The sequence below is a fragment of the Pseudoalteromonas sp. S4492 genome, from assembly GCF_005886115.1.
Classification (GTDB): Bacteria; Pseudomonadota; Gammaproteobacteria; order Enterobacterales; family Alteromonadaceae; genus Pseudoalteromonas; species Pseudoalteromonas gelatinilytica.
Genome location: NZ_PNCP01000024.1, coordinates 37,037 through 63,947, shown reverse-complemented (window position 1 = coordinate 63,947; position 26,911 = coordinate 37,037). Strand labels below are relative to the sequence as shown.

The window sequence follows — 26,911 nt, the reverse complement described above, 5'->3', positions numbered from 1 at the left end:
AATGATTTTTAGTCTATACCCAAATTCACTTAAGATACAGGCTGTTCTGCGTTTTTTAACCCAGCTTGAGATTAAATCATGACTTTTTCGAAACGTGCAGCAGTGATATCATTTGCACGGTTTTTAAAAATAATGAGTCGTTGTGATCACATTCCCAGTTTCATTAGCTGCAAATTGGCAGCCTGCTTCAGCATTTCCAAATTTGACGCAACAAGAGCAAGGTTGGCTGCTTGAGGCCGGGTCATTAACGGCCAAGCTTAAAAGTCACTGTCAGGCCTTTTCAGTTAAAGTTTTAAACGAAGCACCCTTTGACCTAACCTGCGAGCAACAAGCATTACTCAATACATCGCTAAGTCAGGCTTTAAACCGCGAAGTGTTACTTCTATGTGACGGCAAACCAATGGTTTATGCACAAAGCTGGTTGCCGGCAGATGATACATTAAAAAAGCAGCAGTTACTAAGTATGGGTACAAGGCCGCTGGGTGATGTTATTTTTCAAGACCCAAGCTTATCTCGCACAGAAATCGAGGTTGCTGAGTTTTCGCAGCAGCACGCCATTCAGGCATTAACAGCTGAGCTAGGCTTACCATCTAATTCATTGTGGGGAAGACGCAGTGTCTTTAGCCTATCTAATGCGCATTTTTTAGTAGCAGAAGTTTTCTTACCCGGAGCTTATATATACCTATGAAGCTAGCTGTATTACAGGTCGCACATATTCCTTACTATAAGCAATTAATGCGTACCGATAAGCCAATTGGCACTTTATTGTTATTGTGGCCTACTTACTGGGCACTATGGCTGGCTGAGCTTGGTACCCCTAGCTTATTAAACTTTGTGGTATTTAGTTTGGGCGTCTTTGTGATGCGTAGTGCTGGTTGTGTAATTAATGACTTTGCCGATCGTAAAATAGATGGCTCAGTTAAGCGTACAGCCCAGCGACCGCTAGCTGCAGGGTTAGTTTCAAGTGGTGAAGCTCTAAGCTTATTTGTACTGCTTATTGTGGTGGCGTTTGGTTTAGTGTTAACGCTCGGGTGGTCAACGATATTACTGTCGTTTGGTGCCTTAGCACTGGCGTTTTGTTATCCATTTATGAAGCGTTATACCCAATTACCGCAAGTTGTGCTGGGTGCTGCATTTAGTTGGGCTATTCCGATGGCCTATATGGCATCAATTGGTTCTGTACCATTAGAAGCCTGGCTACTATTTACCGCGAATCTTGTTTGGACTGTGGCTTATGACACCATGTATGCCATGGTTGATAGAGACGACGATTTGAAAATAGGGGTCAAGTCAACGGCAATCTTGTTTGCAAGCTATGACAGACACATCATCTTTTTACTCAATGCTTTATTTATCGCAATTCTTGCTTACATTGGCATGAGTCATCAACTTGCCTTGCCTTATTGGCTGGGGTTAGTGGCAGCGGTTGGGTTTTTACTTTATCAACAAATGCTTATTCATAAACGAGAACGAGATCCTTGCTTCAAAGCATTTTTGAATAATCACTATGTGGGGTTAGTGATTTTTATTGGTTTAGCAGCATCCTTGCCACTGCCATTTTAATTATCTAGGTGGGTCGATAATACCGCTGATCGACGCATTTTTTCTGAACCAGCCCGCAATAGAGTAGCGAACATCATTTGCGGGTAATACTTCATGCATAAATCGTTCGCTTTCAAACATAACCAGCATGCCGGCTTGAGGTTTTACGACAATCTCAATATCTTTACTTTTCGGCTTGTAAATCACCAACTCACCGCCAGATTCTGGCGTATTTAAGTAACAAACCGTTGTGAAAATGCGATTCGAACGACCTTTGAAGGCATCATAGTGCTTTTTATAAAAGTCACCTTGTTGATACTTTGCATAATGGCATTCATAGTCAAACAACCCTAAATAAAAACTACGGTTTAACTGTGTTTTTATCGCTTCCATGGTCGCAAGATATGTAATTTGTGCTTGGCTTGAACTATCAAACCAGTAGGTTTTATCTTTACGAACGGTTTTATCTATTTGTTGGTCGTTCAAACGGCCAATGCCAGCAGTATGGAAATGTGGGTTAATACGATAACAATCAGCCATTAAATCAGCGATTAAGCTTTCATCAATCGCGTTTTCAACAACGGCATAGCCAGCACGTTCGATGGCATCTAAATAAGTGTCGGAAATAAGCTGCGCGGTCATTCATGTGCACAATCAAAAAAAGGTGCGTAAGTGTATATGAAAAATTGTGCAATGCACGCTTTTTATGCAGTAGATAGTGTGAAAAATAAAGGCGGATTAGCTAGCCTGATTTATTTCAGGCTAGCGGTAATTAAACGGCGCTTAGCCTTGGCTTGCTAATGCTGTTTTTTCAATGAGATCAAGTAAATGACTAACGTGAGAGTTCTCATTGATTTGTTGGTTTGTTTGGATCACAAGCTGCTCGTGTGCGATGCCTTTATTGGTTTTCAATAATAGTAATTCTGGGTCTGAAGAGACAATATTTGTGTGTTCAATACTGGCAATGGCGATGTGATTCGACTTTTTAAGGCCATCCATTACTTGTTCAATGCTACCTACTTTGATACTTGATGTTTTATCAAAAGATTCGATTGCATCGTTTAGCATAGACTGCACTTGTTTTGACTGTGAAAAGCAGCTGTACATTGGGTAGTCTGCAAAGTCGCGTTTGCTAATGTCGCTCTTATTTGCAAGCGGGTGGTTTTTAGCCACGAAAATGATCAGTTGATCAGGTAAATGAATATCACTGCCAATGCTGTTCATCGCTTGAGAACATACACTGATATCAATTTCACCTAATTGTAGTTTACGTACAAGCTCACTTTGCTCTTGTAACTGCATCTCAATTTTAACGTGTGGATACTGCGCTAAAAACTGACCGCAAGATACTGGTACTACCGTGCTTGCTTTGTTGGTATAGCCAATAACTAGCTTCTCGTTAGCACAGCCATTTAATGACTCGAATAAACGTTTTTTAGTTTCTTCAAGGTTGTCGAGGGTTTGTTTAGCGTACTCTAGGAAAAGTTCACCTTCTTTGGTTAACTTTACAGAGCGAGTAGAGCGGGTAACGAGTTCATAGCCAATTTCATCTTCAAGCGTTTGGATGCTTCGAGTTAACGCTGAAGTGCTAATTTGGGTTTTTTCTGCAGCTTGGCGGAAATGCCTCAGCACGCCTAGTGCTACAAATTGTTCAAGTTGTTCAAATCTCACTTTAATAGTCCCTTGTTATAAGTAAGCCCTTTACGTCCAGGCGGTATTATTATACTTCACGGTGGGCATAGTAAATTATTGTACCCTTTTTGGGAAGTGTTTGTTTTACAGAAAAGTTACAATTAATCAGGGTAACGGTCTTTAATCTCTAAGAAAAGTGGTAAATTTTCAAGTAGTAAGTCGACTAGAATTGGATCAAAATGTTTCGCGCGCTGGTCTTTTATTAATAATAGTGCCTCATCTAATGGCCACGCTTTCTTATAACAACGGTCGCTACAAAGCGCATCAAACACATCAGCAAGGGCGGTAATGCGGCCAACAATATTAATATCGTCACCAATTAAACCTTGTGGATAGCCTGAACCGTCCCACTTTTCATGGTGTTGATAAGAAATTAAAGCGCCGCATGTCAATATCTCGTTACTTGAATTTTTTAATATTTCGTAACCAATTTCGGCATGGGTTTTCATTATTTCCCATTCATCATCAGTCAGTTTGCCCGGTTTATTCAATATGCTGTCGGGAATGCTAATCTTACCAATGTCATGCAGTGGTGAAGCAAGCTTAATGATTTCACATTGAAATGGGTTAAGCTCTGAAAGCTGTGCCAGTAACTCGCTGTATAATGCAACACGCTTAACATGAGAGCCTGTTTCTTTAGAGCGCTTTTCAACCGCCTCACCAAGAATATAAGACAACTCTTTTTGCGACTCTTTCACCATTTCTCTGAGCTTTAAGTTGTCGTAGGCGAGTGCAATATTGTTGGCATAAAACTCTAACAGCTGATGCTCTGTTGGCTGTAACTTACTGCCTTTGTGAACATAGAGCATGGTTTCAAGACCCGCTTTGGTAGGGAAGTAACCAATATAATCATTACTTGTTTTCAGTGATGATTTTCGCTCGTGGGCATCTATAAATAAGTTTTTTACTTCGTCAGGAATGGTGTTTTGCTTTGGTGTAGGACCCACGCCAGAGGCGGCAAGCAATTGAAAATCTTTTGCTGGTGACGATTGTAGATTAACGGCCGCAGCACAATAAATTTGCGTGTCATTAATCCCCATCACATTAGTCACATGACTTAAAATTGTTGAAGCAAATTCATGAACACTGTCACATTTTAAAAAGTTAGCAGATGCATTAATGATCTGTTCAAGGCCATGTTTGTGGCGGTCAATAATTTGAATATCGCGGTGTGCTCTTAACGCCGAGTAGAGCAGGGTTTTAATTTTAATCGCGGTGAGCTCAGTTTTGTTTTTATAATCATTGATGTCGTAATCGCGGATAATCGCTTCTTCAGGGGCTTCACCTGGCTGACCTGTGCGTAGTATTAAGCGAATATCGTGGTTTTCTATTTCATCGCGAATGTATTGAATAAGTTCAAGACCAGCATGGTTGGTTTCCATGACTACATCAACAAGAGCGACAGAAAATGGAATGTCTTTTTTTAGAAACTCTTTTGCTTCGGCAGCAGAATAGGCGTCATAAAAGCGCAGACTTTTATTTTCAAAAGTAAACCCAGCTAATACTAGTTTCGTAACTTGGTGAATATCTTCTTCATCATCAACAACAAGAATATGCCAGTATTCAGGTTCTTCAGTTTGTACATTATTTTCTTCTAACTGTTCTTCAGAAAATAAGAAATCATCCACAAAAACACCACTTATTGTTGTATCTCATACAATAAGTATAGAGGCAGAAATTTACTCTGCCTTATCTGAAACTGGTTTTTTTTCGATATTCTTCAATTCGATTTCAATAGCATCACATGAAATGTGAATCTCATACAAAGAGGTGAGAAGCGACAAGGCTAAGCACGCGAGGCTGATACCAAATAAAATGATACCTGTGGTATTAAATTCGATGAATAATGCAAACATTGATAAGGTACACATTAAAAAAGAGGCAACACCATAAACCTGCATTACGCGAATTAATTTAATGCGTTTTCTTAAATTGGTAATTTGCGCAACAACCAATGGGCGGATACTTTCTCCTTCACGTGCATTGAGTTCTCGAATAAGCTGAGCAAGCACTAAAAAGCGATTAGTGTAAGCAAGTAACAGTAAAGAGATCGCAGGGAATAACAATCCCGGTGTTGTTAAAGTCATGTGGCTACCTTGAAATAAGCATTGCAGCGAAGTTAGTTGCTAGCGTAGTTTAGGATTTAAAGACAGAAAAGTAAAAGGGAAGTAATTTGCAAAACAATAATTTAAATCAACCAGCCAAGCAGGACCCATTCGCTTGGGTGAAAGTGTTTCAGGCTGAAAACGGCTTAGAAGCAAACATTATTAAAGGGCTTTTAAAAAGTAAAGGGATCGAATCGCAACTACAAGGAGAGCTTTTACAAGGGGCGCTTGGGGAAATCCCATTTGAACAAACAGGGGTTGATATACTTGTTTACGCATTAAAAGAGCGCCAGGCGCAAGAAATATTGCTAAACTACCGGCAATTAAAACAATCGGCTCCTGACTGGGTATGCCCAAAATGTCATGAGCTTAACGGAGCAACATTTGAAATATGTTGGTCTTGTGGGACTGTAAAGAATGACGAAAGCGAATAATTTTCAACGTATTAGAGAATTAAACTATTTGCAAAAAGCGGTGTTAGGCGGGGCATTACTTGAACGTATGCTGCCTAACTATAGCTTGTTTAGTGAAGCAACTGGGTTTGGTGATGCCGCGGTATTTCGTAGTGCACTAAATGTGTGCTGGGAAAAAATCTTACTGCCAAAAAGTAAGATTAGCCTTGAAAAGCAGATTGAGAAAATTGAACCAAATGTACCGGAGCTGAGCGACTTTGATATGTTTGGGACTTATCCAGCAATCGATACAGCAACCGCTTTATTAGGTATGTTGCATGGGTTGATTGCAAAAGATGAACAAGAGTTCTTGAGCATCAGTAAAATTTCACAGGCCTCGGTGGCACGCTTCATAGAGTACCAACTAACGGTTGATGGTGAAGTAGCAGATAACAAAGCCGTACGTGAACACCCTTTAATGCAATACGAAATTGATGTACTTGCTGAGCTTATTGATTTTGTAGAGCAAATGGGCCGAATTACCTCAGAGAACGTAAAAGAGCTTAAGCAGCTGGCGGTATCTGACGGTCAAACCAACATTGGTATTGCAATTTAATATTTAGTAATGCGTGTTTTCGCTGTAAAATGCGCGTTTGTTTTTTCTTGGCGGAGTAATTGATGCGAATTTTAGGTATTGAATCATCATGTGATGAAACAGGTATTGCCATTTATGATGATGAACAAGGCTTATTAGCACATCAACTGTATAGCCAAGTAAAAGTACATGCTGATTACGGCGGTGTGGTACCTGAACTTGCTTCACGGGATCACGTGCGTAAAACCTTACCTTTAATTGATGCCGCCTTTGCACAAGCGGGCTGTGGCCCAGAAGACTTAGATGGTATTGCTTACACCGCAGGCCCTGGACTTGTTGGGGCGCTCCTTGTGGGTACTTCTATTGGTCGCTCATTGGCCTATGGTTGGAATATTCCAGCCGTTGCTGTACATCATATGGAAGGTCACCTACTTGCGCCAATGCTTGAAGAGGACAAACCGGAATTTCCGTTTATCGCACTATTAGTGTCAGGCGGTCATACTATGATGGTTAAAGTATCAGGCATTGGTGAATACGAAGTATTAGGTGAGTCAGTTGATGACGCCGCAGGTGAAGCATTCGATAAAACCGCGAAGTTATTAGGTCTTGATTACCCTGGCGGCCCACGTTTAGCAAAACTTGCAGAGCAAGGGTCGCCTGAGCGTTTTGTTTTCCCGCGCCCGATGACTGATAAACCAGGCTTAGATTTTAGCTTTAGTGGTTTAAAAACAGCGGCATCCCTTGCGATTCGTGATAGCGATGATGATGAACAAACTAAAGCTGATATTGCTCATGCATTCCAAACAGCAGTTATTGATACCTTAATCATTAAATGCAAACGTGCATTAAAACAAACCGGTATCAAACGTTTAGTGATTGCTGGTGGTGTGAGTGCTAACGTGCAACTGCGTGCTCAACTTGAACGAGTAATGCAAGGCATGAAAGGGCGCGTGTATTACCCGCGCACAGAGTTTTGTACAGATAACGGTGCAATGATTGCTTACGCTGGTATGCAGCGTTTGAAAGCCGGTCAATTTGCAAGCCTCGATATGAAAACTAAGCCGCGCTGGCCTATTGATTCACTCGAAGCCTTATAACTGCTCGCTATTCTTGTTCAGGGGCTTTTTTCTTAGCCCCTACTTTAGGTTCTTCCCCTGCCATCAAGCGAGTAATATTTGCTCTGTGACGGAAAATTATCAGTATGGTTAAAAAGGTAACAGGCAAGGTATACAAAGGTTTTATCCACCACGTATAAAGAGGTGCTAATGAAACCGTAACCAGAGCCGCAAGTGATGAATAACGCGTGATAGCAACAATTAAGATCCACGTTGCAATCAACATCCCACCTAGCGATAAACCAATCGGTAATAACGTGCCAAAAGCGGTCGCGACGGCTTTACCACCTTTAAAACTAAAAAACAGTGGATACATATGGCCTAAACAGGCAGCCACACCAATTAAACCTAACATTAGAGGGTCTATTTTTAAAAAGTAGGCACCCCAAACAGGAATGGTTCCTTTTAAAATGTCAAAGACAAGAACTAAAACAGCGGGGACTTTACCACCAAGGCGATAAACATTTGTAGCACCCGGGTTATTCGATCCATGACTGCGTGGGTCTGGTAGTTTAAACAGCCGTGATACAAGGATAGCGGAAGAGACCGATCCCAGTATGTAAGCTAAAACTAACATTAAAACTTCTAACACGCGCTTCCTTATTTTTTAATCTGCACTTTTGGGCTATCATTGGCGGCAAAACCATCTGCCGCTCTCATCGAGTAGTATGTAAGCACCATATTGCAATGCATCTATCCGTTATTGTAGGGGTAATTTTTATATATTAAAACACTATGACAGCTTATACAGCGCATTATTGAAATCAATAAGCGTTTAGGATGAGTATTGTTTTTAATATTTATGTCACTTGGAGTATCAATGGACAAGGTATATATATCACAACTGCACGTAGACACCATCATTGGCGTGTATGATTTTGAAAAAGAAAGTAAACAAAGCCTGTATTTTGATATTGAAATGTTATGTGATATTTCAGCCGCAGCGGCAACGGATGATATTAATTTAGCCCTTGATTATGCCAAGGTGAGTGAGCGAGTGATTGAGCACACAACAGCAAAACCTGTTGAGCTGCTTGAGACTTTAGTTGAGCAATTAGCTGCATTGATCCTGGCTGAGTTTACGACCAACCAAGTGACTATTCGTGTTAGTAAACCAGCCGCAGTGCCACAAGCGCAAACTGTGGGAGTTGAGATCACCCGTCGTAAGGCAAACTAACATGGCGCAAATATTTATTAGCCTAGGCTCTAATGTCAACAAAGAGCATTATCTTCGACAAGCGCTTATTGCCTTAAAGCCTTATTTTCCTGACTTTATACACTCGTCTGTTTATGAAAGTGAAGCGGTGGGGTTTGCAGGTAACAATTTTTATAATTCAGTGGTTGCAGCAAAAACCGATATGCCATTAGCTGAACTCTGTAAACTACTGAAAAAAATTGAACTTGAGAATGGCCGTACCCGCGAGGATAAAAAGTTTAGCCCGCGCACATTAGACCTTGATTTATTGTTTTATGATGACATTATCTGTGATTCGCCTGCGCAGTTACCGCGGGATGAAATAACCAAAAATGCGTTTGTATTACAGCCTCTTGCTGAAATAGCTCCCGACTTTTTTCACCCTGTAGCTAAGCTAACTTTGGCTGAGTTATGGAATAATTATAACAACCCACAACAAAAACTATGGAAGGTGGAGTTTTCTAACCCATGAGTATTATAGAGATAATTGTTTTAGCCTTAATTCAAGGATTGACTGAGTTTTTACCTATTTCGAGCTCAGCTCATTTAATTTTACCCTCACAAGTTTTAGGTTGGCATGACCAAGGCTTAGCATTTGATGTTGCGGTACACGTAGGTACGTTAGGTGCGGTGGTACTGTATTTTCGTAAAGAAGTGGTGGATATTCTCGGCGCTTGGTTTAAATCATTTGGCTCACAAGGAGCAACCGATGATAGTCGTTTAGGCTGGTGGATTATTGTAGCGACTATACCTGCATTATTAATTGGTTACCTATTCAAAGATTTTGTTGAAAGCTACTCGCGTAATGCATGGGTTATAGCCACCTCAACCATCGTATTTGGTTTGTTACTTTGGTATGCCGACGTAAAAGCAAAGCAAGTTAAGAATATTTACCAAATAAACTTTTTTAGCGCGTTATTGTTAGGGTTTTCGCAAGTTCTCGCTATGGTTTTCCCTGGAACATCGCGTTCAGGTATTACCATTACTGTGGGTTTAATGCTGGGCTTAAACAAGCAAAGCGCTGCACGTTTTTCATTTTTAATGTCAATCCCTGTGATTGCCGCAGCAGGTTCATATTATGTGTATCAGCTTGCAACAGCGGGCGAGGCAATTGATTGGCATGCTATTTTACTAGGCGCAGGTTTATCATTTGTGTCGGCTTATGCATGTATTTTCTTTTTCTTAAAAGTGATTGAGCGCATGGGCATGATGCCATTTGTTATCTACCGCTTACTATTAGGTGTAGGTTTGTTTGCGTTCTTAATGCTGTAAAATAAGTATTCACCTTAATTCGAAAAACACCTCAGATTGAGGTGTTTTTTTATGTTGGCTATTTGGCAAAAGTCTATTGCCGTGTAGTAATGGTAAGTAAAGCTTATATTTGGCATTATAACGCCTTACTTATCTCTTATTCATTTTGCTCAGGACAGTAGATGCATATTCATATTCTTGGAATTTGTGGCACCTTTATGGGGGGAATTGCCGCAATCGCTAAATCGTTAGGTCACACCGTGACAGGCTCTGATCAAAATGTGTACCCGCCGATGAGCACGCAATTAGAAGAGCTAGGTATTACACTCACCCAAGGTTATGACGTTGCCCAACTAGAACCCGCGCCAGATATGGTCGTCATTGGTAATGCTATGAGTCGAGGCAACCCTTGCGTTGAATACGTACTAGATAAAGGCTTGCCTTATACTTCAGGCCCAGAATGGTTAAAGCATAATTTATTGCAAAACTCGTGGGTTTTAGCTGTTGCAGGTACCCATGGTAAAACGACTACAGCCAGTATGCTGGCATGGTTACTAGAATACGCAGGAATGAAACCGGGCTTTTTGATTGGCGGTATCGTACAAAACTTTGGGGTGTCTGCCCGTGTTGGCGAAACGCCATTTTTTGTTATTGAAGCGGACGAATACGACACGGCGTTTTTCGATAAACGCAGTAAATTTGTTCATTATTTACCGCGCACCTTAATTCTAAATAATCTTGAATTTGATCATGCTGATATTTTTGAAGATTTAAACGCAATAAAGAAACAATTTCACCACTTGATGCGTACATTACCCTGTAGTGGCAAAGTGATTTGGCCAAGCCAAGACGAAGCACTACAAGATGTGATTGAACGTGGCCTTTGGAGCGAGAGCGAAACACTCTCGGGTGATTGGGATTACCGTTTACTTAAAGCTGATGGTAGCGAGTTTGAAGTGCTATTAAATTCACAAGTGCAAGGTGTTGTCAGCTGGCAAGCCATGGGTGAGCACAATGTCAAAAATGCCATTATGGCCATTGCAGCAGCCAGACACGTCGGTATCGCGGTATCTGTCAGTATTGCAGGCTTAGCTGAGTTTATCTCTCCTAAGCGCCGTATGGAGCTTAAAGCCGACATTAACTCGATAAAAGTGTATGACGACTTTGCCCATCATCCAACGGCAATTAAAACAACCTTAGCAGGGCTACGTGCAAAAGTAGGCACTGATAAGATAATTGCTATTTTAGAGCCTCGTTCAAACACTATGAAAATGGGCGTGCATCAACAAACCCTAATTGATTCACTCGATGCAGCAGATGATGTGTATTTATTTGAGCCAGAAAATTTAAGCTGGTCGCTTAAAGAATATGCAGACAAAGCTGGTATGCATTGCATGAAAAGCACTGAGGAAATCATTACTCAGGTTGTTGGCAACAGTGCGCCGTCACAACATATTTTAATTATGAGTAATGGTGGTTTTGAAGGTATTCATCAGCGTTTAATCTCTGCTCTTGAACAAAACTAACCCGTATACGGAGCTTAACTGTATGCAATTTAAAGATAAAATAACGTTAGCTTTTAGCGGTGCTTCAGGTGCTCCCTATGGCTTACGGTTACTAGAGGTATTACTTGAACAGCAGTTTCAGGTGTATGTACTGATTTCAAGTGCGGCAAGAGTGGTGCTTGATACTGAATCGAATATTAAACTTTCAGGCAACGAAGACAAAGCGACAGAGCAGCTTAGTACACTTTTTAACGCTGCCCCTGAGCAACTCAAAGTATTTGGTAAAGACAACTGGTTTAGTCCTGTTGCATCAGGCTCAGCTGCGCCGAAAAAAATGGTGGTTTGTCCGTGTAGTGCAGGTTCAGTGTCTGCAATTGCGGTCGGTGCGTCAGATAACTTACTTGAACGCGCTGCTGACGTGGTGATTAAAGAACGTGGGCAATTAATTTTAGTCCCGCGTGAAACGCCATTTAGCGAAATTCACCTTGAGAACATGCTGAAGCTAGCAAAGCTAGGCGTAACCATTATGCCTGCAGCTCCGGGGTTTTATCATCAACCAGAGCAGATTTCAGATCTGGTTGATTTTATGGTGGCGCGAATTTTAGATCATTTAAACATTGAACATACTTTGACGAAACGTTGGGGTTATGGAGAGGGCAAACAGTGAGCGAAAAAACGATCGCATTAAATATTGAAGGCCTAAAAAAGGTTTATAAAAATGGTGTTGAAGCCGTAAAAGGCATTGATTTACAAGTTCAGCAAGGCGATTTCTTTGCTTTACTTGGACCAAACGGTGCAGGTAAATCAACCACCATTGGTGTTATCTCATCGTTAGTGAACAAAAGTGCTGGTCGGGTTCAGGTGTTTGGTCACGACATTGATACAGACCTTGAAGCCGCTAAGTCTGAACTAGGCTTAGTGCCGCAAGAATTTAATTTCAGTCAGTTTGAAACACTAAATCAAATTTTGGTTAACCAAGCGGGTTACTACGGTGTGCCAAGAAAGCTAGCGCATGAACGCGCTGAAAAATACTTAAAGCAGCTAGGTTTACTTGAGAAAAAAGATAAGCAAGCACGCACCCTTTCAGGCGGTATGAAACGCCGTTTAATGATTGCTCGTGCACTGATGCATGAACCTAAGTTACTCATTTTAGATGAACCAACAGCCGGTGTTGATATTGAGCTACGCCGCTCTATGTGGGATTTTCTTCGCGAGATTAATAAGCAAGGTGTGACCATCATCTTGACTACCCATTATCTAGAAGAAGCTGAGCTGTTATGTAAAAACATCGCGATTATCGACAGTGGTGTGATTGTTGAAAACACCACCATTAAAGCGTTACTTGCCAAGCTTGATAAAGAAACCTTTGTACTGGATTTAAAGCAACCTGTGCAGCCAATTAGCATCGACGGTTACAAATACACACTGACTGATGATCACACTTTAGAAGTTGAAGTGGCGAAGTCTCAGGGTTTAAACCAAGTATTTAGTGCGCTGACTGAACAAGGTAATAGTGTGCTGAGTATGCGAAATAAAGCAAACCGATTAGAAGAGCTGTTTGTAGGCTTATTAGAACAAGGGCGAGGCGAATAATGTTTAGATATGGAGTAGCGCTAAAAAGTATTTGGATCAAAGAGTGTATTCGCTTTTTACGTATTTGGGTGCAAACCTTAGTTCCTCCTGCAATCACGATGAGCCTGTATTTTGTGATTTTTGGAAATCTGATTGGTTCTCGTATCGGTGATATGGGTGGCTTTACTTATATGGAGTTTATTGTCCCGGGTCTGATTATGATGTCGGTGATCACCAACTCTTACTCGAATGTTGCTTCGAGTTTCTATTCGACTAAATTTCAAAAAAGCATTGAAGAGCTATTAGTTGCACCAGTACCCAATTACATCATTGTACTTGGCTATATGGGCGGTGGCATGACACGAGGCATGCTGGTTGGTTTAATTGTTACCTGTGTTTCTTTGCTATTTGTTGATATTCAAATTCATAATATTTTTGTGATTATGGCAACGGTTATTTTAACGTCGGCTGTGTTTGCGTTAGGCGGTCTTATCAATGCAATTTATGCTAATAGTTTTGATGATATTAGTATTATCCCGACCTTTATTTTAACGCCGCTGACTTATCTCGGTGGGGTGTTTTACTCTATCACCTTGTTGCCAGAATTTTGGCAAGGCGTATCGCAAGTGAATCCAATTATTTATATGGTGAATGCATTTAGATATGGTTTCTTAGGTGTGTCTGATGTCGATTTATCGGTAGCATTTGGTGTACTTGGTTTATTTATTGTAGGTTTATTTACGTTAGCATTAACCCTTATTAAACGTGGTGTGGGGCTTAGACATTAATGACGGATGCAAATTCGAGAAGTATTGTATCGAATCAACCTGGCTTACATGAAAAGCTAGACGAAATTGTTTTAAAGCACTTAAGTGCTGAATTTAAAAAGCCGATTGCAGAGCATACGCAAGCGGCTTTTGATCAGGTTAACGAGAAGGTGCAGGCGTTTAAGGGGCCGCTCATTCTTGATTCGTGTTGTGGTGTGGGTGAAAGCACCGCTAACTTAGCAAAACGTCACCCCGATGCACTGGTGATTGGCATTGATAAATCATCACATCGTTTAGACAAGCATGATATCGAGTACAAGCAAACGGATGCAGGGCAGTACATTTTAGTACAAGCTGATTTAAACGACTTTTGGCGTTTAGCCGTGGCTGCAAACTGGCAACCTAGTCATCATTATTTGTTGTATCCAAATCCTTGGCCAAAAGCAAAGCACTTGCAAAGACGCTGGCACGGCGCTGCAATTTTTCCGTATATCGTTAAATTAGGCGGTCGCTTAGAGCTTAGAAGTAACTGGGATATATACGTTAAGGAATTTGCCCGCTCATTAGAGCTTGCAGGGCATAAGTGCGATGTTGAACTATACGAAAGCGATACTGCAATTACCCCATTCGAACGTAAATATTGGGCCAGTGGTCAACAAAGTCACCGTTTGGTGATCAACCTTTAATGAATATAGGGAGTCGGTGGTGCAAAGTGACTCCCTTGCATTAAAGTCACACCCGCGCGAGCTAGTGCGTCTGCTATTTGCTCGTTATCAACTTGCTCAGCAATCACTTCAAGTTTAAGTTGCTGAGCATATTTCACCAAGTTCTCAATAAACAGATAGTTATCGGCATTGATATGAATTTGGCTGACCAATCCTTTATCAAGTTTTAGGCCATCAATTTCGAGCTTTCTGATGTGGGGCAAGTTTGAAAAACCCGCGCCAAATTCATTAATAATAACCTGAGCGCCTTTATTTTTTAGGGTATTAATAAACGTTTTTACTTCACTAAAGTAAGCGATAGCATCACGCTCATAAAACTGAAAAATAATATTATGGGGCTGCGGGTAGCGCCTTAGTTGTAACTCTAAAAACTCGCTTAAACTAGGATCGAGAATATCTTGCGCAGTAATATTAATGCTCCAGCGCACATTGGTTTTTCTAAATTGTTCAATGCAACGGGTAAACATGGTACGTCTTAAAAGGCCGTCCATCCGTGAGCGCTTTAATACCATCATAAAGTAATCTGGTGCATGAATACGGCCCGTGGCACTGGCCATTCTGGCAAGGCATTGATAATGGTCAATCTGTTTGCTCTGGTTGTCATAGACAGCTTGAAAATAAGGGACAATGCGATTGTTATCGAAAGCTTCTTTTACTTCTTTGGCAAGGGTTACGTTACTTCTAAATCGCTCTTCAACTTGTTTAAAGACATTTTCATAACGCACAATACGCTGGTTATTTAGCTTTGCTTGTTGCAGCGCAACATGGGCATTTTCAATCAGCATTTGCTTGTTACCAGTGGCGATACCTGCATACAAGCTCACGTAAATATAAGGTTCTTTTAGTGCTGGAATTGCATGGTTAAAGGCCGTTATTACATCATCGATATTGCGCTCATCACTATGCGTTCTTAATAGCGCAATTTTATTGGTTGCTAAACGATAAACAAACCCTTCGCCTGGCATTCGTGATTGAAAATAGCCAAGTAGGTTTGCCATTACTTTATCGCTCACTTGCGTGCCATAAAAACTGCTAATGTCTTCTAACTCATTAATGGCAATAACGGCCAGTTCCATGCGGTGTTTAGTGGTTTTTTTTATGTAGTATTCCAGCGCAACATGGTTCGCAAAGCCGGTACGGGCATCCGTAGAGAGCGAGCGTTTCAGTTGTAAAAAATACAGCCCTGCAATAAGTGCAGCGATAAAGAAAAAGAAGCAGCCGGTGATCATTGCGCGTGTAACACTATGCTGCAGCTGCTGATTCAAATCACTAATGGTTATGTCGGCACCAGTGATATAAGTGTGGCCATTATTATCGACAAAAGTCACAAAAATACTTTTAAAATAGCCCCATTGATCTTTTGAGATCTCAAAGACTGGTTCAGTCGAAAAAAAGGCTTCTTTATTAAGTTCAGTTGCTTCTGGGTAGGCATCTAGAAACTGGGTAACGCGGCCATTGTTTTGATCTTTTTGCGTGTAACTCGAGGCGCTAAAATACACTTTGCCGTCGCGCAGTACCATTGCGTACACATAGGCTAATTGCATTTGTTTTGCATACTCAGATAGAGCACGGCTTTTTTCTTTATAGGTTGCCGCAGAGACTGGTAACCCTGCATTCACTATATTGTGGTAGTCATCACCGAGGATATGTTTGACACTGACCGCAGCATTAAGCAATTTGCTATCGATATTTTCCATGATCTCACTGCGGGTGGTTTCATAGGTGTAATAGATATAGCCAAATAAGCTTATAAAAAATGCGGCGAAGCCATATAGCAGCCAGCTGGTTTTTTGCATTCCTTTGGGCATAGAGGTTCCCTTAGCAGTTATCATTTGATTATACTCAAAAAATGCGGGGCTGATAGTAGAAAATGCCCGCAAATTTCATTAACTGATCACTTTTTTGTCATCGAAATTAGGGCTTTTTTGCTTTATGCGAGACATTTTCGTGATATTCCAGTAAAGTTAGCCAATTTCGTAGAAACAGTGCTGCAAAAGTGCTCACCAAGGTGTCCCATCATCGGGTGCATTTTTAGCTGCTAATTATGGGTATTAGGATGGATCAAAAGCGTTGTGCCGTCGCCTCTAAAGAAAGCTTGATTCGTATTTTTACGGTGCCAGAAGCACCAGACTCGACATTAAGTAAAATCGAATCTGAAATTTCTAGCAATTTAGCTGGGTTCTTAAATGAGAACATTGCAGCGATTGAAAAGCCTTTGCACGAAATTGAAAAAGACTTTCAAACGGCCACTATTCCAGAAGAGCCAACTTTTGTTTCTGATTACGCTCAAGACATTATGGAGCAGTTAGTTGCTCATTCTGTGCATACCGCTGCGCCGAGTTTTATTGGCCATATGACCTCAGCGTTACCGCACTTTGTGTTACCGCTATCTAAGTTAATGGTCGGTCTAAACCAAAACCTAGTAAAAATTGAAACTTCAAAAGCATTCACACCACTTGAAAGACAAGTATTGGGAATGATGCATCATCTTGCTTATGGTGAAAATGACAGTTTTTACAGTAAATGGATGCACAGTGCGAAAACCTCATTAGGCGCATTTTGTTCAGGTGGCACTGTCGCTAACATTACCGCTTTATGGATTGCCCGCAACCGTTTATTAAAAGCCGATGGTGATTATAAAGGCATTGCTGCACAGGGGTTAATCGCTGGAATGCTGCACTATGGTTACAAAGGCTTAGCTGTACTTGTATCTGAGCGAGGCCATTACTCATTAGGTAAAACCGTTGATTTACTGGGCATCGGTCGCGATAACATCATTGCCATTGCTACTGGCGAAAATAATAAAGTTGATGTCGATGCGATGCGCAAAAAGGCTCATGAGCTTGAAGCGTCTGGTATTAAAGTAATGGCGCTTGTGGGTGTTGCTGGGACAACTGAAACGGGTAGTATCGATCCACTAAATGAGATGGCTGATTTGAGCGAAGAGCTTGGCTGTCATTTTCATGTCGACGCTGCATGGGGCGGTGCAACCTTACTTTCTTCAAATTACCGCCACCTTTTAAGCGGTATTGAGCGCGCTGATTCAATTACCATTGATGCACACAAGCAAATGTATGTGCCAATGGGGGCAGGTCTGGTGTTATTTAAAGACCCTGCCGCAACGGATGCTATTGAGCATCATGCGGAATATATTCTTCGTAAAGGCTCGAAGGATTTAGGGAGTCATACACTTGAGGGCAGCCGCCCTGGTATGGCAATGTTAGTACATGCTTGCTTACGTGTTATTGGCCGAAAAGGCTATGAGATGCTGATTGACCGTAGCATCGTGAAAGCACGCACTTTTGCCAACATGATCAAGCAAGATGAAGACTTTGAGTTAATCTCAGAGCCAGAGCTTTGCCTGTTAACCTACCGTTATGTTCCAAAAGAGATCCAAGCAAAGCTGAATGAGGCTGACGAAGAAACGAAATTAGATATTTACGCGTCGTTGAATCGCTTTACTGCAAGCATGCAAAAACGCCAGCGTGAAGCGGGTCGTTCTTTTGTATCCCGTACTCGTTTAACACCTGCAAAATATGACCATCAACCTACCGTGGTTTTTCGCGTTGTTTTAGCTAACCCATTAACCTCTAAAGCGATTCTAAAAGATATTTTAGCGGAGCAAAAAGAGCTGGCGAAAACCGACCCGGTATTTAAAAAATATTTAAGTAAGTATATGGAATAACAAAGGGAGCGTGATGCTCCTATTCACTAAAGCAGCTTGCTTTGATCATGTTACTGATAATCGCTTGCGAAGGTTTTATTTTTTCCATCGCCAAAAACTCATCTGGCTGGTGGGCTTGGTTAATTGAGCCAGGTCCCATAACAATGGTTTCGCAGCCAAGCTGTTGAATGAAAGGAGCTTCTGTACAATAGTTTACAGCGACAGCAGGTTGACCTGAGATTTTTTCGGCCAGCTTTACAAGTGCTGTATCAGTGCTACCACTAAATGCTGGGATAGGTTCATGCATGTCGATAACACTTACAGCATTTGGGTATTGGGCATTAATTTCTTCTGCAGCAGTTAGCAAAATCGCTTGCAGTTCTTGCACGCTTAAACCAGGTAAAGGTCGCATATCAATGTGCATTTCACAGCAGCCACAAATGCGGTTGGCATTGTCGCCACCATGAATATGACCAAGGTTCAAAGTAGGGTACGGAATTTTAAAGTGGTCAACTGAATATTTATTCTTTAATTCTTCTTTAATGATTAACAACTTTGTAATCATTTTATGCATGACTTCGATGGCGTTTAAACCACGCTCAGGATCAGAGCTATGGCCTGAGCGACCAATCACACGAATCGCTGTACTCATATGGCCTTTATGAGTAAATACTGGTGTCATATCAGTTGGTTCACCAATGATACAGCGCGCTGGTTTTAAATCTGGGTGGCGGCAAATTTGCTGTGCACCGGCCATCGTGGTTTCTTCATCGGCTGTGGCTAGGATCAATAGTGGCTCTGTTTGCTTAGTAGCATCAAGCTCGCTAATTGCCTGCAATACAAAGGCAAAAAAGCCTTTCATATCAATACTACCTAAACCATATAGTTTATTGTCATGCTCGCTGAGCTTAAACGGATCGTAATTCCAGCGGCTATCATCAAATGGCACCGTATCGGTATGACCTGCAAGCATTAAACCGCCATCCCCTTCACCACGTTTAGCTAATAAGTTGTAACGGCCTTTGCCGTTTTCAAGCTCCGTGATTTCACAAGTAAAACCAAGGCTTTCGCACCAGTTTGCGAGCAAGGTGATAACCCCTTTATTGCTCATGCACAAAGAATCTTCAATTGCACTAATTGAAGGGGCAGCAATCAGCTGCTGATACATAGATAAAAAAGAGGGTAGCGACATAAAAAATCCAAAAATAATTATTCAATCTAATTGCATAACAATATAAAAGTATTTATGATGAATATCAATTCACTTTTTAAGCATAAATATTAGTAAAGCTGTACGATGAACACGAAACGACGATAACCTGATTTCATTACTTTAGACAGTGTTTTTATTCGCAATTCAGCGAGTAATTTTAGGCGTATCGATAAACAGATTTAATAGGTAAAAGTAAGCAATGAATGTAGTGATTATTGGCGCAAGTGGTTATAGCGGCGCAGAGCTAGCAAGTTTAGTTGCTAAGCATCCAAAACTGACCCTAAAAGCATGTTATGTGTCTGAAGGGAGTTTAGATAAAGATAAATTATTAAGCGATTTATACCCTGAGCACCTTGGATTGTTAGAGTATCCACTACAACCTCTAACAGCTGAGGCTTTCCAAGATATCGAAAATAATGCTGATTATGTGTGCCTGTGTACAGATCACAAGGTCAGTGTTGATCTTGCTCCCCAATTTTTAGCCATGGGTAAAAAAGTATTCGACCTATCTGGTGGCTTCCGTTTAGCTGGGAATGAGGATTACCTAACTTATTACGGTTTCGCACATGAACATCCTGAGCTTTTAACACAAGCTGCATATGGTTTAGCTGAATGGAATAGTGATGCGATCAGTAAAGCAAACCTTGTTGCTGTAGCGGGTTGTTACCCAACAGCAGCACTTAATTCTTTGAAACCACTTAAAGAAGCGGGTTTATTAGCTGATCAAGCTATCATTGTTAATGCGGTATCAGGCGTTACAGGTGCTGGCAGAAAAGCCAGTGTTAATACGCATTTCTGCGAAGTGTCACTTGCTCCTTATGGTTTGTTTAATCACAGACACACACCTGAGATTGAGCAGCACCTTGGTCACCCTGTGCTATTCACCCCACATTTAGGTAATTTTCCTCGCGGAATCTTAGAAACTATTTATGTGCAATTAAAACCGGGCGTAACAGCAGAACAAGTGAGCGCGGCGTATCAAGTGTTAGCTAACGAGCCGTTAATTCGTTTACTTGGCAATAAAATTCCAAGCATCAAAGGCGTCGCTAAACAGCCATTTGTTGATATTGCATGGCAACAAAAAGGTGAGCAACTCATCGTTATGTCAGCGATTGATAACCTGCTAAAAGGCGCGGCAGGACAAGCATTACAGTGTATTAATTTAGCCATGGGTGAACCTCACCACACTGGTTTAGTAGGAGCGCTGTAATGAAAACTTGGATCATTAAAGTCGGTGGTGCTGTGTTAAATAGCGCAGATGCAGCAAAAGCGCTTTTTGATGTTTTAGCCTCTGAACAAGATAACTTTGTCATTGTTCATGGTGGTGGTGCCTTAGTGGATGCTTGGTTACAAGACGCAGGTTTTGTAACTGCAAAACATCAAGGCTTACGTATCAGCCCAAATGAGCAAATGCCTTATATTGTTGGTGCCCTTGCAGGTTGTGCCAATAAACAATTAATGAGCCAAGCAATCAGCGCAGGTCACAAACCTGTGGGTCTAAGCCTTTATGAAGCGGGTGTACTGGTATCTGAAAAACTTAAAGTATTGGCGCAAGTAGGTCAGTGTTCAGGTAGTTGTGACAGCGTGCTACCTAGCTTGCTTGAACAAGGTCGTTTACCCCTAGTGAGCTCTATTGGCTTTGGGGAAGATGGTCAATGGTACAACGTCAATGCAGATGAAGCCGCAGCGGCTATCGCTAAAGAGCTTGATGCAGAACTTATTTTTATGACTGATGTAGAAGCTGTACTTGATGCCAATAAGCAGCCACTACATCAACTTAATACGCAGCAAATCGAAACACTTATCCTTGAAGGAGTTATTCAGGGCGGGATGGAGGTCAAAGTAAAGACCAGCCTTCTTGCTGCCCAACATTTACGACGTGGTGTGTATATCTCAAGCTGGCTTAAGCCAGAGAATTTAGTCGCTTTATTAAAAGGCGAGCATGTAGGAACGAAAATTACACCATAGGTATTTCATGTTAAAGAATTTCTTAAATGGTCTTGAATTAGACCAAAAAGGCGCCCTTAAATTACTTAACTTAGCGCAAAAAATTAAAGCAAATCCAGCTGATTTTAGCCAAGCATTAGCGGGCAAATCAGTGGTTACCTTGTTCGAAAAACCCAGCTTACGTACCCGTTTATCATTCGATATTGGTATTAATAAATTAGGCGGTCATGCGGTTTATTTAGATTCACAAAATGGTGCCATGGGTGCTCGTGAATCAGTTAAAGACTTTGCTCTTAATATCTCCGCTTGGGCTGATGGCATTGTTGCTCGCGTGTATGCACACAAAACACTGACTACACTTGCTGAGTACTCATCGGTGCCTGTCGTTAATAGCCTGTGTGATTTATATCACCCATGCCAAGCGCTTGCTGACTTTTTAACGTTGCAAGAAGTGCATGGCGATGTTAGCAAACTAAAGCTTGCTTACTTAGGTGAAGGTAACAACGTCACACACTCTCTAATGTTATTAGCTGCCACTTTAGGCACTGATTTTGTTGCAGTTTGTCCTAAAGGCAGTTCGCCAGATTCACAAATTCTCAAGCAAGCAGAGCAAATTGCAGCAATGAATGGTGCGTCTGTTATGGTAAGTGACAGAATTGAGGCGGCAGTTGGCGCAAATGCAGTCTATGCTGATACCTGGGTTTCAATGGGTGATAAAACACCGCTTGAGCAGGTAAAAGCTAAATATATGCCTTATCAGCTTAACCAAGCCCTATTAGAGAAAACAGGTGCGCAGACTGTACTACACTGTCAGCCAGCGCATCGTGAGTTTGAAATTACCTCTGAGGTAATGGATGGCCCAGCATCAAAAATTATTCAACAAGCAGAGAATCGTATGCATGCGCAAAACGCTCTACTTGTCACATTATTAAATCCAAATTTTGTTTAAGGAACACCAATGAGTTCAATTAAAAAAGTCGTACTAGCCTATTCTGGTGGTCTTGATACATCGGCAATCGTGCCATGGTTAAAAGAAAACTACGGCTGTGAAGTAATCGCGTTTGTTGCTGATGTAGGCCAAGGCGCAGAAGAGCTCGAAGGCGTTGAAGCAAAAGCTATTGCTTCAGGTGCGTCAGAATGTCATATCGTAGACTTAAAAGACGAAATGGTCAGTGACTATATTTACCCAACTTTAAAAACAGGCGCTATTTACGAAGGTACTTACCTACTAGGTACGTCTATGGCACGTCCGATTATTGCTAAAGCGCAAGTTGAAATTGCCCGTAAAGTAGGTGCTGATGCGCTTTCACATGGTTGTACAGGTAAAGGTAACGACCAAGTACGTTTTGAGTCATGTTTCGCAGCCCTTGCACCGGATCTAAAAGTGATTGCGCCATGGCGTGAGTGGGACTTATCAAGCCGTGAATCATTACTTGATTACTTAGCTGAGCGAAATATTCCATGCTCTGCTTCAGCGACAAAAATTTATAGCCGTGATGCTAACGCTTGGCACATTTCTCATGAAGGTGGTGAGCTTGAAGATCCATGGTGCCAACCAAGTGATCAAGTATGGACGTGGACTAACTCGCCAGAGCAAGCGCCAAATGAAGCTGAATATGTAACATTAAACGTTGTTGAAGGTGAAGTGGTTGCAGTAAACGGTGAATCACTAACACCATATGACTGCTTAGTTAAATTAAATAACATTGCTGCGCCACATGGTGTGGGTCGTGTTGATATCGTAGAAAACCGTTTAGTTGGCATGAAGTCGCGTGGTTGTTATGAAACACCAGGGGGCACTGTGATCATGGCAGCTCTTCAAGCGGTTGATGAGCTTGTGTTAGATAAATCAAGCCGTAAGTGGAAAGAAGTGCTTGGTGGTGAGTTCTCTCACCTAGTGTATGACGGTCGTTGGTTTACGCCATTAAAAGACTCGATTCTTGCTGGGGCTGAATCACTGTCTAAGTTAGCAACGGGTGAAGTTGTGCTTAAGCTTTATAAAGGCCAAGTCACTGCGGTACAGAAAAAATCACCGAATAGTTTATACAGCGAAGACTTTGCAACCTTCGGTGAAGATGATGTATATGACCAATCACATGCTGAAGGCTTCATTCGTTTATTCTCGCTATCAAGCAGAATCTCAGCACTAACGAAAAAGTAATTTAATTATTGCTCTGCACGAGCAGGGCAATAGCCGAATTTGGAGACAGTTCAATGGCACTATGGGGCGGACGTTTTTCTACGGGTCCAGATGAAGCGTTTAAACAATTCAACGATTCACTTCCTTTTGATTATCAACTTGCAGAGCAAGACATTATTGGTTCAGTTGCTTGGGCAGGGGCGTTAAAACAAGTTAACGTACTTAATCAGCAAGAATACGATGACCTCGTTGCAGCACTTAATAAGTTGCTAGATGAGGTTAAAGCAAACCCACAAGCAGTCGCTGTAGCAGGGCATGAAGACATTCATTCTTATGTTGAATCAGCACTGATTGATAAAGTGGGCGACCTTGCTAAAAAACTTCATACCGGTCGTAGTCGTAATGACCAAGTTGCAACCGATTTCCGCTTGTGGTGTCGTGATACTGCTGAGCATATCCTTGAGGCAATTGCAGAGCTCAAAGGTGAGTTTATTGCCTTAGCTGAGCGTGAGCTAGGTACTATTTTACCGGGTTACACACACTTACAGCGCGCACAACCTGTGTTATTTAGTCATTGGTGTATGGCCTATGTTGAAATGCTTGAGCGTGATGAAAGCCGTTTAACCGACGCCAAAAACCGTATGAATTATTGTCCACTTGGTAGTGGTGCTTTAGCTGGAACAGCGTACCCAATTGATAGGCAAATTCTTGCCGAAGGGTTAGGTTTTACCGGCGCAACACGTAATAGCCTTGACGCCGTATCTGACCGTGACTTTGTGGTTGAGCTATTAAGCTGCGCATCAATTTCGATGATTCACTTATCGCGCATGGCAGAAGACTTAATTTTTTATAACTCGGGTGAAGCGGGCTTTATTGAGCTTTCTGATGGGGTAACATCAGGCTCTTCTCTTATGCCACAAAAGAAAAACCCGGATGCTCTTGAGTTAATTCGTGGTAAAACGGGCCGTGTATTTGGTGCATTCAGTGCCATGATGATGACACTTAAAGCACTACCACTTGCTTACAATAAAGATATGCAAGAGGACAAAGAAGGCTTATTTGATGCGATGCCAACTTGGCTGGCATGTATTCATATGGCGCAGGCATGCATTAAAGGTATTAAAGTTAATGCAGAGAGAACATTAGCGGCAGCAAAAGGCGGCCACTCAAATGCGACTGAGCTTGCTGACTATTTAGTGGCTAAAGGTATTCCATTTAGAGAAGGTCATCACATTGTTGGTACGCTCGTGCAAATGGCTATTGCACAAGGGAATAACTTAGAAGATTTAAGTTTAGAGCAATTTAAGTCTGTGCATAGCATTTTCGAATCAGATGTATATCCTGTATTAGAAATAGACGCGTGTATTAAAGCAAGACAAGCGCTGGGTGGTACGTCACTTGAGCAAGTAACAAGCGCCATTAAATACGCAAAAAAAAACAGCAAATAGCGGTACGTGACGCAACCTTAAATGATGTTGAGTCAATCGCTAAGCTTATTCAGCATTGGGCAACGGTAGGTGAAAACCTACCACGGGCTAAGAGCGACATGATTCACTCAATCAATGAGTTTGCTGTTACTGAGGTTGAAAACCAAGTTACTGGCTGTGCATCGCTTTATATTTACGACACTGGTCTTGCTGAAATCCGCTCACTTGGGGCGAACCCTGAATCGCGAATTGCCGGGCAGGGGCGTCAGCTTGTTGAACATTTGCTTAAAAAAGCCAAAAGCTTGGCGCTTAGTCGGGTAATTGTTCTGACAAGAGTGCCAGAATTCTTTGCAAGCCAAGGATTTAGTTTTTGTAGCAAAGACAGCTTACCAGAAAAAGTGATCAAAGATTGTGAGCTTTGCCTTCGTAAAGATAATTGCGATGAAGTGGCAATGGAATATATTTTAAAGCCGAGTAATAGCGCGGTGATCCCGTGTAAACACCTGGCTTAATTTTCCCTGGATAGGAAAAACGCACGGTTACCCCTGTGCGTTTTTTTATGCCTGAAATTTAGATTTGCTGAATTTTATGATCAAAAAGATCAAAATATATAAAAGTTGGATCGTTAATTGCTTTTATTATCAGTGCGGTGGCAACGTCGCGATGAAGTATAAAAAAGCGTCAAAAAAATGAGAGCGCTTAACTCAGCTTACAAGCTATTGTAAGCTGTACTGAAAAAACAATTAACTTAAAGGAATTAACTTATGCAAATTTCAAACAATAGCCAATTGCAAATGCAAGCTTACAGCCAAATGCAACAAACAAAGCCTGCTTTGGAACAAACTACTAGTAATAAAACCCTGCAATCTGATACAGTAACTTTATCAAGTGAAGCCTTGGCTTTATCTGGTGACGCAGACCTTCAACGTGGTGGCGGTGCTGTATTCCCAAATAAAAAGAAAGAAGAGTAGATGACGGGTATTCAATGTTTTTGACTGAGCTTTTTGGTGTTTTTTCATTATCAGCATTTGCTGTTTGGGGCTTGTTGATGGCATTTTTCTTCAATACCTTTGTATTTAGTTTAGGTATAAAAAGAAAAACTACCTTATTGCTCAGTTCATTTATCATGGCAACATCTTACTTAACAGGCGACTACTTCTTTACTTGGTTATCACCAGTCCCTGCAACGTACCTTGATTGGGCGATTTACGACATTGTAACGATTGTTTGTCTAACAATTGCTTATCTCTTTATGAGAAGAACAACACCCTCATTTTTATACCTTGTTGTAGGCTTATCTCTTAATTCAATTCTTTTTGTCCTAATGTATATTGACCTTTATGTTTACGGAAACACTCAACCTTGGTTTTTTTGGGACATCTATTCTTTTGGTGTAAATATCATAGATCTAACAATGATAATTGCGCTTATTGTAGACCGTGATATTTTGGGCCTCCATAAACTAAAAAACTTTATTACTGAGTCAATAAAGCCAAAAGAAATTAGAACACAAGCTTAGTAAATGTATATAACCGAAAATATTGGTGACTTGATAGGATCCTTCATTGAATGGGGGTTCTTAATGGCTTTTCTTTTAAATTTAGTGACCCACATTAATAAACCTGATAAACGCTTGGTTATCTTGGCGTTTATAATGATGGTTTCATACTTTCTAAGTGGTATTTTTAACTTATCTATCTATAGCTATCTAAACTGGTTTTATTTCGACCTGCTAACCATAACAACTATTTTAGCGTGGATTTACTATGCAAAAATAGGCGCTTTTAATGCGATCTACTACATTGTCTTGGGATTGTTTTTAAACGCAATTTTGATGATTAGCATATTTTTAGATATTGTAGTTCTCGAAAACAGAACACCTTGGGCACTCTGGAGTATCTATTCGTTTGGAGTAAATACCATTGATATACTGATGCTCATTGCATTGATTACGAATCGTGACTTTCTACTCTTTCATAAACTTTGCAGCTATATGAAATATAAATTTAGACTGTCATTTTTAGATAAATCTAAACACCTTACTAACGCTTAATGAAACTCGCC

Annotated in this window: 28 protein-coding genes and 1 pseudogene; 22 read left to right on the top strand and 7 right to left on the bottom strand. The window is 41.2% G+C overall.

What is annotated here, in order from left to right:
* Positions 1 to 142: 142 nt before the first annotated feature.
* Complete coding sequence (locus CWC28_RS07550) at positions 143 to 688, top strand: chorismate--pyruvate lyase family protein (protein ID WP_105174871.1); 546 nt, start codon at positions 143 to 145, stop codon at positions 686 to 688.
* Positions 685 to 1,563, top strand: a complete 879-nt coding sequence (gene ubiA / locus CWC28_RS07545; RefSeq protein WP_063703088.1) for a 4-hydroxybenzoate octaprenyltransferase — start codon at positions 685 to 687, stop codon at positions 1,561 to 1,563. The genes CWC28_RS07550 and ubiA overlap by 4 nt, the downstream gene beginning before the upstream one ends.
* On the opposite strand, the gene CWC28_RS07540 is transcribed toward ubiA, so the two are convergent.
* The 4 genes from CWC28_RS07540 to CWC28_RS07525 form a co-directional block, all read right to left on the bottom strand.
* Positions 1,564 to 2,184, bottom strand: a complete 621-nt coding sequence (locus tag CWC28_RS07540; RefSeq protein WP_063703090.1) for a 2OG-Fe(II) oxygenase — start codon at positions 2,182 to 2,184, stop codon at positions 1,564 to 1,566.
* A gap of 141 nt (positions 2,185 to 2,325) precedes the next feature.
* Positions 2,326 to 3,213, bottom strand: a complete 888-nt coding sequence (locus CWC28_RS07535; RefSeq protein WP_063703094.1) for a LysR family transcriptional regulator — start codon at positions 3,211 to 3,213, stop codon at positions 2,326 to 2,328.
* 122 nt (positions 3,214 to 3,335) lie between these two features.
* Positions 3,336 to 4,862, bottom strand: a complete 1,527-nt coding sequence (locus CWC28_RS07530; RefSeq protein ID WP_063703096.1) for a response regulator — start codon at positions 4,860 to 4,862, stop codon at positions 3,336 to 3,338.
* A gap of 51 nt (positions 4,863 to 4,913) precedes the next feature.
* Complete coding sequence (locus CWC28_RS07525) at positions 4,914 to 5,321, bottom strand: DUF2721 domain-containing protein (RefSeq protein WP_054560956.1); 408 nt, start codon at positions 5,319 to 5,321, stop codon at positions 4,914 to 4,916.
* An 86-nt stretch (positions 5,322 to 5,407) separates the two neighbouring features.
* Between CWC28_RS07525 and CWC28_RS07520 the strand changes: the two genes are divergently transcribed.
* The 3 genes from CWC28_RS07520 (at position 5,408) to tsaD (ending at position 7,423) form a co-directional block, all read left to right on the top strand.
* Positions 5,408 to 5,773: a putative signal transducing protein gene (locus CWC28_RS07520; protein WP_054560955.1), complete on the top strand. Its 366-nt coding sequence runs from the start codon at positions 5,408 to 5,410 to the stop codon at positions 5,771 to 5,773.
* Positions 5,757 to 6,347 (top strand): YjaG family protein, encoded by a 591-nt coding sequence (locus tag CWC28_RS07515; RefSeq protein ID WP_063703099.1) that lies wholly within the window; start codon positions 5,757 to 5,759, stop codon positions 6,345 to 6,347. The genes CWC28_RS07520 and CWC28_RS07515 overlap by 17 nt, the downstream gene beginning before the upstream one ends.
* 62 nt (positions 6,348 to 6,409) lie before the next feature.
* On the top strand, positions 6,410 to 7,423 hold the full coding sequence (tsaD, locus tag CWC28_RS07510) for a tRNA (adenosine(37)-N6)-threonylcarbamoyltransferase complex transferase subunit TsaD (RefSeq protein WP_063703101.1): 1,014 nt from the start codon (positions 6,410 to 6,412) through the stop codon (positions 7,421 to 7,423).
* Positions 7,424 to 7,430: 7 nt separating this feature from the next.
* On the opposite strand, the gene plsY is transcribed toward tsaD, so the two are convergent.
* Entirely contained in the window at positions 7,431 to 8,033 is a 603-nt protein-coding gene (gene plsY / locus CWC28_RS07505; RefSeq protein WP_063703103.1) for a glycerol-3-phosphate 1-O-acyltransferase PlsY, read from the bottom strand.
* A gap of 228 nt (positions 8,034 to 8,261) precedes the next feature.
* Here plsY and folB point away from each other — a divergent pair, with 228 nt between their 5' ends.
* The 8 genes from folB to trmB all read left to right on the top strand — a co-directional run bounded on the left by folB (position 8,262) and on the right by trmB (position 14,417).
* The gene (gene folB / locus CWC28_RS07500) at positions 8,262 to 8,618 is read left to right on the top strand and encodes a dihydroneopterin aldolase (RefSeq protein WP_063703105.1); all 357 of its coding nucleotides are present in this window, start codon (positions 8,262 to 8,264) and stop codon (positions 8,616 to 8,618) included.
* 1 nt (position 8,619) lies between these two features.
* On the top strand, positions 8,620 to 9,108 hold the full coding sequence (gene folK, locus CWC28_RS07495; protein WP_063703107.1) for a 2-amino-4-hydroxy-6-hydroxymethyldihydropteridine diphosphokinase: 489 nt from the start codon (positions 8,620 to 8,622) through the stop codon (positions 9,106 to 9,108).
* The gene (locus CWC28_RS07490; protein WP_063703109.1) at positions 9,105 to 9,908 is read left to right on the top strand and encodes an undecaprenyl-diphosphate phosphatase; all 804 of its coding nucleotides are present in this window, start codon (positions 9,105 to 9,107) and stop codon (positions 9,906 to 9,908) included. Before folK ends, CWC28_RS07490 begins: the two co-directional genes overlap by 4 nt.
* 161 nt (positions 9,909 to 10,069) lie before the next feature.
* Positions 10,070 to 11,413 (top strand): UDP-N-acetylmuramate:L-alanyl-gamma-D-glutamyl-meso-diaminopimelate ligase, encoded by a 1,344-nt coding sequence (gene mpl / locus CWC28_RS07485; RefSeq protein WP_138624949.1) that lies wholly within the window; start codon positions 10,070 to 10,072, stop codon positions 11,411 to 11,413.
* A gap of 22 nt (positions 11,414 to 11,435) precedes the next feature.
* Positions 11,436 to 12,059, top strand: a complete 624-nt coding sequence (locus tag CWC28_RS07480) for a flavin prenyltransferase UbiX (protein WP_062568736.1) — start codon at positions 11,436 to 11,438, stop codon at positions 12,057 to 12,059.
* Positions 12,056 to 12,985, top strand: coding sequence for an ABC transporter ATP-binding protein (locus CWC28_RS07475; RefSeq protein ID WP_138624948.1), 930 nt, complete (start codon positions 12,056 to 12,058; stop codon positions 12,983 to 12,985). Before CWC28_RS07480 ends, CWC28_RS07475 begins: the two co-directional genes overlap by 4 nt.
* A complete protein-coding gene (locus CWC28_RS07470; RefSeq protein WP_063703120.1) occupies positions 12,985 to 13,752 on the top strand; it encodes an ABC transporter permease in 768 nt (255 codons plus the stop codon). The genes CWC28_RS07475 and CWC28_RS07470 overlap by 1 nt, the downstream gene beginning before the upstream one ends.
* Complete coding sequence (gene trmB / locus CWC28_RS07465; RefSeq protein WP_063703125.1) at positions 13,752 to 14,417, top strand: tRNA (guanine(46)-N(7))-methyltransferase TrmB; 666 nt, start codon at positions 13,752 to 13,754, stop codon at positions 14,415 to 14,417. The genes CWC28_RS07470 and trmB overlap by 1 nt, the downstream gene beginning before the upstream one ends.
* Here the strand turns inward: trmB and CWC28_RS07460 are convergent.
* The gene (locus tag CWC28_RS07460) at positions 14,414 to 16,264 is read right to left on the bottom strand and encodes a bifunctional diguanylate cyclase/phosphodiesterase (protein WP_105181293.1); all 1,851 of its coding nucleotides are present in this window, start codon (positions 16,262 to 16,264) and stop codon (positions 14,414 to 14,416) included. The genes trmB and CWC28_RS07460 overlap by 4 nt on opposite strands.
* A 248-nt stretch (positions 16,265 to 16,512) precedes the next feature.
* On the opposite strand from CWC28_RS07460, the gene panP reads away from it, so the two are divergent.
* Entirely contained in the window at positions 16,513 to 18,141 is a 1,629-nt protein-coding gene (panP, locus tag CWC28_RS07455; protein ID WP_063703134.1) for a pyridoxal-dependent aspartate 1-decarboxylase PanP, read from the top strand.
* A gap of 19 nt (positions 18,142 to 18,160) precedes the next feature.
* On the opposite strand, the gene argE is transcribed toward panP, so the two are convergent.
* Positions 18,161 to 19,312, bottom strand: coding sequence for an acetylornithine deacetylase (gene argE / locus CWC28_RS07450; protein ID WP_138624947.1), 1,152 nt, complete (start codon positions 19,310 to 19,312; stop codon positions 18,161 to 18,163).
* A gap of 220 nt (positions 19,313 to 19,532) precedes the next feature.
* Between argE and argC the strand changes: the two genes are divergently transcribed.
* From argC to CWC28_RS07410, 8 genes and pseudogenes are all read left to right on the top strand, one after another.
* On the top strand, positions 19,533 to 20,543 hold the full coding sequence (gene argC, locus CWC28_RS07445; protein WP_138624946.1) for an N-acetyl-gamma-glutamyl-phosphate reductase: 1,011 nt from the start codon (positions 19,533 to 19,535) through the stop codon (positions 20,541 to 20,543).
* On the top strand, positions 20,543 to 21,301 hold the full coding sequence (gene argB / locus CWC28_RS07440) for an acetylglutamate kinase (RefSeq protein WP_105174865.1): 759 nt from the start codon (positions 20,543 to 20,545) through the stop codon (positions 21,299 to 21,301). The genes argC and argB overlap by 1 nt, the downstream gene beginning before the upstream one ends.
* Positions 21,302 to 21,308: 7 nt before the next feature.
* Positions 21,309 to 22,229, top strand: coding sequence for an ornithine carbamoyltransferase (locus tag CWC28_RS07435; protein ID WP_063703145.1), 921 nt, complete (start codon positions 21,309 to 21,311; stop codon positions 22,227 to 22,229).
* A 9-nt stretch (positions 22,230 to 22,238) separates the two neighbouring features.
* A complete protein-coding gene (locus CWC28_RS07430) occupies positions 22,239 to 23,441 on the top strand; it encodes an argininosuccinate synthase (RefSeq protein ID WP_063703147.1) in 1,203 nt (400 codons plus the stop codon).
* A 53-nt stretch (positions 23,442 to 23,494) separates the two neighbouring features.
* Positions 23,495 to 25,359, top strand: a pseudogene (gene argH, locus CWC28_RS07425) (argininosuccinate lyase).
* A 252-nt stretch (positions 25,360 to 25,611) separates the two neighbouring features.
* Positions 25,612 to 25,818, top strand: a complete 207-nt coding sequence (locus tag CWC28_RS07420; RefSeq protein ID WP_138624945.1) for a hypothetical protein — start codon at positions 25,612 to 25,614, stop codon at positions 25,816 to 25,818.
* A gap of 14 nt (positions 25,819 to 25,832) precedes the next feature.
* On the top strand, positions 25,833 to 26,366 hold the full coding sequence (locus tag CWC28_RS07415; RefSeq protein ID WP_138624944.1) for a hypothetical protein: 534 nt from the start codon (positions 25,833 to 25,835) through the stop codon (positions 26,364 to 26,366).
* A gap of 63 nt (positions 26,367 to 26,429) precedes the next feature.
* Positions 26,430 to 26,900: a hypothetical protein gene (locus CWC28_RS07410; RefSeq protein ID WP_138624943.1), complete on the top strand. Its 471-nt coding sequence runs from the start codon at positions 26,430 to 26,432 to the stop codon at positions 26,898 to 26,900.
* The last annotated feature ends 11 nt before the right edge of the window (positions 26,901 to 26,911 follow it).

What these genes read in the sequence shown, in the direction of transcription:
- ubiA (WP_063703088.1), top strand. Translation starts at nt 685, where the DNA reads ATGAAGCTAGCTGTATTACAGGTCGCACATATTCCTTACTATAAGCAA.
- CWC28_RS07540 (WP_063703090.1), bottom strand. Translation starts at nt 2,184, where the DNA reads ATGACCGCGCAGCTTATTTCCGACACTTATTTAGATGCCATCGAACGT.
- CWC28_RS07525 (WP_054560956.1), bottom strand. Translation starts at nt 5,321, where the DNA reads ATGACTTTAACAACACCGGGATTGTTATTCCCTGCGATCTCTTTACTG.
- CWC28_RS07515 (WP_063703099.1), top strand. Translation starts at nt 5,757, where the DNA reads ATGACGAAAGCGAATAATTTTCAACGTATTAGAGAATTAAACTATTTG.
- tsaD (WP_063703101.1), top strand. Translation starts at nt 6,410, where the DNA reads ATGCGAATTTTAGGTATTGAATCATCATGTGATGAAACAGGTATTGCC.
- folB (WP_063703105.1), top strand. Translation starts at nt 8,262, where the DNA reads ATGGACAAGGTATATATATCACAACTGCACGTAGACACCATCATTGGC.
- folK (WP_063703107.1), top strand. Translation starts at nt 8,620, where the DNA reads ATGGCGCAAATATTTATTAGCCTAGGCTCTAATGTCAACAAAGAGCAT.
- CWC28_RS07490 (WP_063703109.1), top strand. Translation starts at nt 9,105, where the DNA reads ATGAGTATTATAGAGATAATTGTTTTAGCCTTAATTCAAGGATTGACT.
- mpl (WP_138624949.1), top strand. Translation starts at nt 10,070, where the DNA reads ATGCATATTCATATTCTTGGAATTTGTGGCACCTTTATGGGGGGAATT.
- CWC28_RS07480 (WP_062568736.1), top strand. Translation starts at nt 11,436, where the DNA reads ATGCAATTTAAAGATAAAATAACGTTAGCTTTTAGCGGTGCTTCAGGT.
- CWC28_RS07470 (WP_063703120.1), top strand. Translation starts at nt 12,985, where the DNA reads ATGTTTAGATATGGAGTAGCGCTAAAAAGTATTTGGATCAAAGAGTGT.
- trmB (WP_063703125.1), top strand. Translation starts at nt 13,752, where the DNA reads ATGACGGATGCAAATTCGAGAAGTATTGTATCGAATCAACCTGGCTTA.
- CWC28_RS07460 (WP_105181293.1), bottom strand. Translation starts at nt 16,264, where the DNA reads ATGCCCAAAGGAATGCAAAAAACCAGCTGGCTGCTATATGGCTTCGCC.
- panP (WP_063703134.1), top strand. Translation starts at nt 16,513, where the DNA reads ATGGATCAAAAGCGTTGTGCCGTCGCCTCTAAAGAAAGCTTGATTCGT.
- argE (WP_138624947.1), bottom strand. Translation starts at nt 19,312, where the DNA reads ATGTCGCTACCCTCTTTTTTATCTATGTATCAGCAGCTGATTGCTGCC.
- argC (WP_138624946.1), top strand. Translation starts at nt 19,533, where the DNA reads ATGAATGTAGTGATTATTGGCGCAAGTGGTTATAGCGGCGCAGAGCTA.
- argB (WP_105174865.1), top strand. Translation starts at nt 20,543, where the DNA reads ATGAAAACTTGGATCATTAAAGTCGGTGGTGCTGTGTTAAATAGCGCA.
- CWC28_RS07435 (WP_063703145.1), top strand. Translation starts at nt 21,309, where the DNA reads ATGTTAAAGAATTTCTTAAATGGTCTTGAATTAGACCAAAAAGGCGCC.
- CWC28_RS07430 (WP_063703147.1), top strand. Translation starts at nt 22,239, where the DNA reads ATGAGTTCAATTAAAAAAGTCGTACTAGCCTATTCTGGTGGTCTTGAT.
- CWC28_RS07420 (WP_138624945.1), top strand. Translation starts at nt 25,612, where the DNA reads ATGCAAATTTCAAACAATAGCCAATTGCAAATGCAAGCTTACAGCCAA.
- CWC28_RS07415 (WP_138624944.1), top strand. Translation starts at nt 25,833, where the DNA reads ATGTTTTTGACTGAGCTTTTTGGTGTTTTTTCATTATCAGCATTTGCT.
- CWC28_RS07410 (WP_138624943.1), top strand. Translation starts at nt 26,430, where the DNA reads ATGGCTTTTCTTTTAAATTTAGTGACCCACATTAATAAACCTGATAAA.